The organism is Curtobacterium sp. B18 (genome assembly GCF_000333375.1).
In the GTDB taxonomy this organism is placed as follows: Bacteria; Actinomycetota; Actinomycetes; order Actinomycetales; family Microbacteriaceae; genus Curtobacterium.
Genome location: NZ_BACZ01000419.1, coordinates 1 through 3,351, shown reverse-complemented (window position 1 = coordinate 3,351; position 3,351 = coordinate 1). Strand labels below are relative to the sequence as shown.

4 protein-coding genes and 1 pseudogene are annotated in these 3,351 nt (G+C 73.0%); 1 reads left to right on the top strand and 4 read right to left on the bottom strand.

All coding sequences use genetic code 11. The features are described from left to right. A pseudogene (locus I5E_RS26455) lies at positions 1-187 on the bottom strand (hypothetical protein); the annotation flags it as partial. Between the two features lie 178 nt (positions 188-365). Between I5E_RS26455 and I5E_RS11515 the strand changes: the two are divergent. After that, positions 366-929 (top strand): VOC family protein, encoded by a 564-nt coding sequence (locus I5E_RS11515; RefSeq protein WP_022907123.1) that lies wholly within the window; start codon positions 366-368, stop codon positions 927-929. Here I5E_RS11515 and I5E_RS22755 read toward each other — a convergent pair. From I5E_RS22755 to I5E_RS11500, 3 genes are all read right to left on the bottom strand, one after another. Continuing rightward, positions 820-1,530, bottom strand: coding sequence for a GNAT family N-acetyltransferase (locus I5E_RS22755; RefSeq protein WP_022907122.1), 711 nt, complete (start codon positions 1,528-1,530; stop codon positions 820-822). The genes I5E_RS11515 and I5E_RS22755 overlap by 110 nt on opposite strands. 4 nt (positions 1,531-1,534) lie before the next feature. Next, positions 1,535-2,938 carry an LLM class flavin-dependent oxidoreductase gene (locus I5E_RS11505; protein WP_022907121.1) on the bottom strand — a complete coding sequence of 468 codons (1,404 nt, stop codon included), beginning with the start codon at positions 2,936-2,938 and terminating at the stop codon, positions 1,535-1,537. Between the two features lie 125 nt (positions 2,939-3,063). Continuing rightward, the coding region (locus I5E_RS11500; protein ID WP_022907120.1) for an iron-sulfur cluster assembly scaffold protein at positions 3,064-3,351 on the bottom strand (288 nt) is incomplete at its 5' end.

The following is a 3,351-nucleotide window of genomic DNA, read 5'->3' as shown; positions in this document are numbered from 1 at the left end:
CGACGCGATCACGAAGGACGGCGAGACCGTCTGGCCCGCACCGTGACCCGGGTGGGTCGCGCGGGCGCGCGACCGAGACGATGCCGTCGTTGGCGCCGAGGAGGCCGGCGCGCAGCCAGTTCAGCTTGGCGGCGCTGGCGGTGTCGTGGTCGGTGGTGGGGAGGACGAGGTCGGTTGCGGTCGACATGGACGTCAGGATGCCACGCCGTCGCGAGCGGCGCCAGCATGGTGAGGCTACCCTGATCAGGGGTTTTCTGGTGAGGACAGCCTCACCTCACCTCGTGCGGAGTGCGGGAAGCCGCATCGGGACCGCACCCTCGGCCACCGGCCGGAACGTCCGGTCGCCGAGCTGTCACGATCGTCGTATGAGCAGGGGAATCAGGATCGACCACGTGGGCGTCACGGTGCCGGACATCGACGCAGCCACGGCGTTCTTCGAGGCGGCGTTCGACGCCGTCGTCCTGTACGACATGCGGTGCCGCTCGGAGGAGCCGAACGGCACCCCCGAGGCGCACCGCTACCTCGGGATCCCGTCGACGATGGCGCAGGGCGCGATGCGCATGCTCGCACTCCCGGAGGGGCCGGGGCTGGAGCTCTTCGAGTACCTCGGACCGGACCAGCGCGGCGCGGTGCACCCCGCGGACATCGGTTGGCAGCACCTCGCGATCCACACCGACGACCTCGACGACACGCTCGCCCGCATCGAGGCCGCCGGGGGCACCCGCAACTCGGACCCGCGAGACCTGCGCGGGCTCGAGGCCGGCGAGGGGAACCGGTTCGTCTACACGAGGACCCCGTGGGGATCGACGCTCGAACTCGTCAGCTACCCGACGCCCCAGCCGTACCTGCTCGTGGCGCCCCGGGCGAAGTGGGCCCCGTGGCCGAGTGCGGTGGACGCGCTGCAGTCGCCCCTGCCCGAACCCGCGTAGCCGGAGCCGTCCGGGCGCCGTCCGCGACCCACGCACGGGTGGGCCGGCCGCTCAGCGCGTGCGGGAAGGGCTCGCCGACGGGTTCGAACCCCGCGCCGCGGTACAGCCGGAGCGCCGGCGCGTTGTCGTCGAGGGCGTGCAGCAGGGTCCGGGCGTACCCGGCGGCACCGGCCTCGGCGACGGCGCGCTGCAGCAGGGACCGACCGAGTCCGTGGCCCTGCGCGCGCGGATCGACGGCGAGCAGCGAGAGGTACGCCGCATCGTCCGGGTCGCCCGGCAGTCCCGTCCCCGGCTCGGTGACGAGCGCGAAGCCGGCGAGTGCGGAGGCCGCCGACACATAGCCGGCGGGCGCGGGGCTGGCGGGCGCGGAGCCGGCGGGCGCAGACCCCGCGGGCACGGAGCCGGCGAGCGCGGCCGACGACGGCGAGGACGCCACGACGAGTGCGACACGGGCGGCCGCGAACTTCGACCGGGCACGGTCCCGGACCGCCGCCGACCGGGGCACACCGTCCCGCGCCGCGACCGCCGCCGTCCACAGCTCGATGCAGGCCGCGGCCTCGTCCCGGGCGGCGGCACGCACGACGAAGGACGACCCGGTCACCCGCTCAGCGTACGACCGCCCGCTCCCCGACCCGGAACGACGCCCCGCGGTGCTCCGCCGGCAGCCGGTCGCCGCGGCCGTGCAGCTTGTGCCGCAGGGAGCCGGGCTCGTACCCGTCGGGGTAGACGCCGCGGGCGCGGAGCTCCGGCACGACGAACTCGATGACGTCCTCCCACGTGCCGGGTGTCACCGCGTAGGCGAGGTTGAAGCCGTCCACGTCGGTCTGCTCCTGGATCTCGACGAGCCGGTCGGCGATGGTCGCACCGCCACCGACCGCGACGGGGCCGAGGCCGCCGATCGCGGTGTGCCGGGCGAGGTCCCGGATCGTCCACTTCGACCCGTCGGACCCGGTGGCCGCCGCGATGTTGGCCGCCGCCGACTGGATCGCGTTCGACTCGACGTCCCCGAGGGGCTCGTCGAGGTCCCACTGCGACAGGTCGACACCCATCCAGCCGGAGTTCAGCACGAGCGCGCCGAGCTCCGACGCGTACGACAGGTAGTCCTCGTACTTCGCCTGGGCGAGCTCGTCGGTGGCGTCGGTGATCACGGTCAGCAGCGTGTAGACGCGGGCGGCGTACCGGTCGCGGCCAGCGGCCTCCAGGGCGTCGCGGACCTTCCCGACCGTCACGGCGAGCTGCTCGACGGTCGGCGCGCCGACGAACACCGCCTCGGCGTTCTCGGCCGCGAAGCGGATACCGCGCGGCGAAGCGCCGGCCTGGTAGATCACGGGCGAGCGCTGCACGGACGGTTCGGAGAGGTGGATCCCGGGGACGTCGAAGTGCGTGCCGTGGTGCTCGATCGGGTGCACCTTGGCGGGGTCGGTGAAGACGCCGGTCTCGCGGTCCTCGACCACGGCGTCGTCCTCCCACGAGCCCTCCCACAGCTTGTAGAGGACCTCGAGGTACTCGTCGGCGACGTCGTAGCGGTCGTCGTGCGAGAGCTGGTCGGTCTGGCCCATGTTCCGCGCGGCGCTCGGCAGGTAGCCCGTCACCACGTTCCAGCCGACACGGCCCTTCGTGAGGTGGTCGAGCGTCGACATGCGCCGGGCGAACGGGTACGGGTGTTCGTAGGCGGTCCCGGCGGTGATCCCGAAGCCGAGGTGCTCGGTCACCGACGCCATCGCGGAGACGAGCAGGATCGGGTCGTTCACGGGGACCTGCGACCCGGTGCGGAGCGCGGCCTCGTTCGAGTCGCCGTACACGTCGTAGGTGCCGAGGACGTCGGCGATGAAGATGCCGTCGAAGTTCCCGCGTTCGAGGAGCTGCGCGAGGCCGGTCCAGTAGGACAGGTCGTTGTAGTGACGGGACCGGTCGCGCGGGTGGCGCCAGAGCCCGGAGGACTGGTGCGCCACGCAGTTCATGTCGAAGGCGTTGAACCGGATCTGGCGGTGCTCGCTGTTCGTGCTCACGGCCGTGACGCTACGGCTCGTTCCCCCGTGCGTCACGCATGGTGACGAACCGTGACGTGCGGACTGCGGTCCAGGAGGGACGGTGCGGGCCCGACCCGCGCCTCCCGGACCGCAGACCGGTCGCGTCAGGAGCGCGTGGTCGCCTCGCGCGCGGCGGCCTCGGCCGCCACCCACGCGAGCATCCCGCACTTGACCCGCATGACGAACTTCGAGACGCCGTGGAAGGCGATGAGGTCCTCGAGCACGTCCTCGTCCGGCTCGCCGGCGCCCCGGGACCGCATCATGGTGCGGAACTCCTCGGTGAGGGCGAGGAGCTCGGGCACCGTGCGGCCGACCGCCATGTCCGTGAGGACCGACGCCGAGGCCATCGAGATCGAGCAGCCGTCCCCCTGCCACGCGAGTGCGGCGATGCG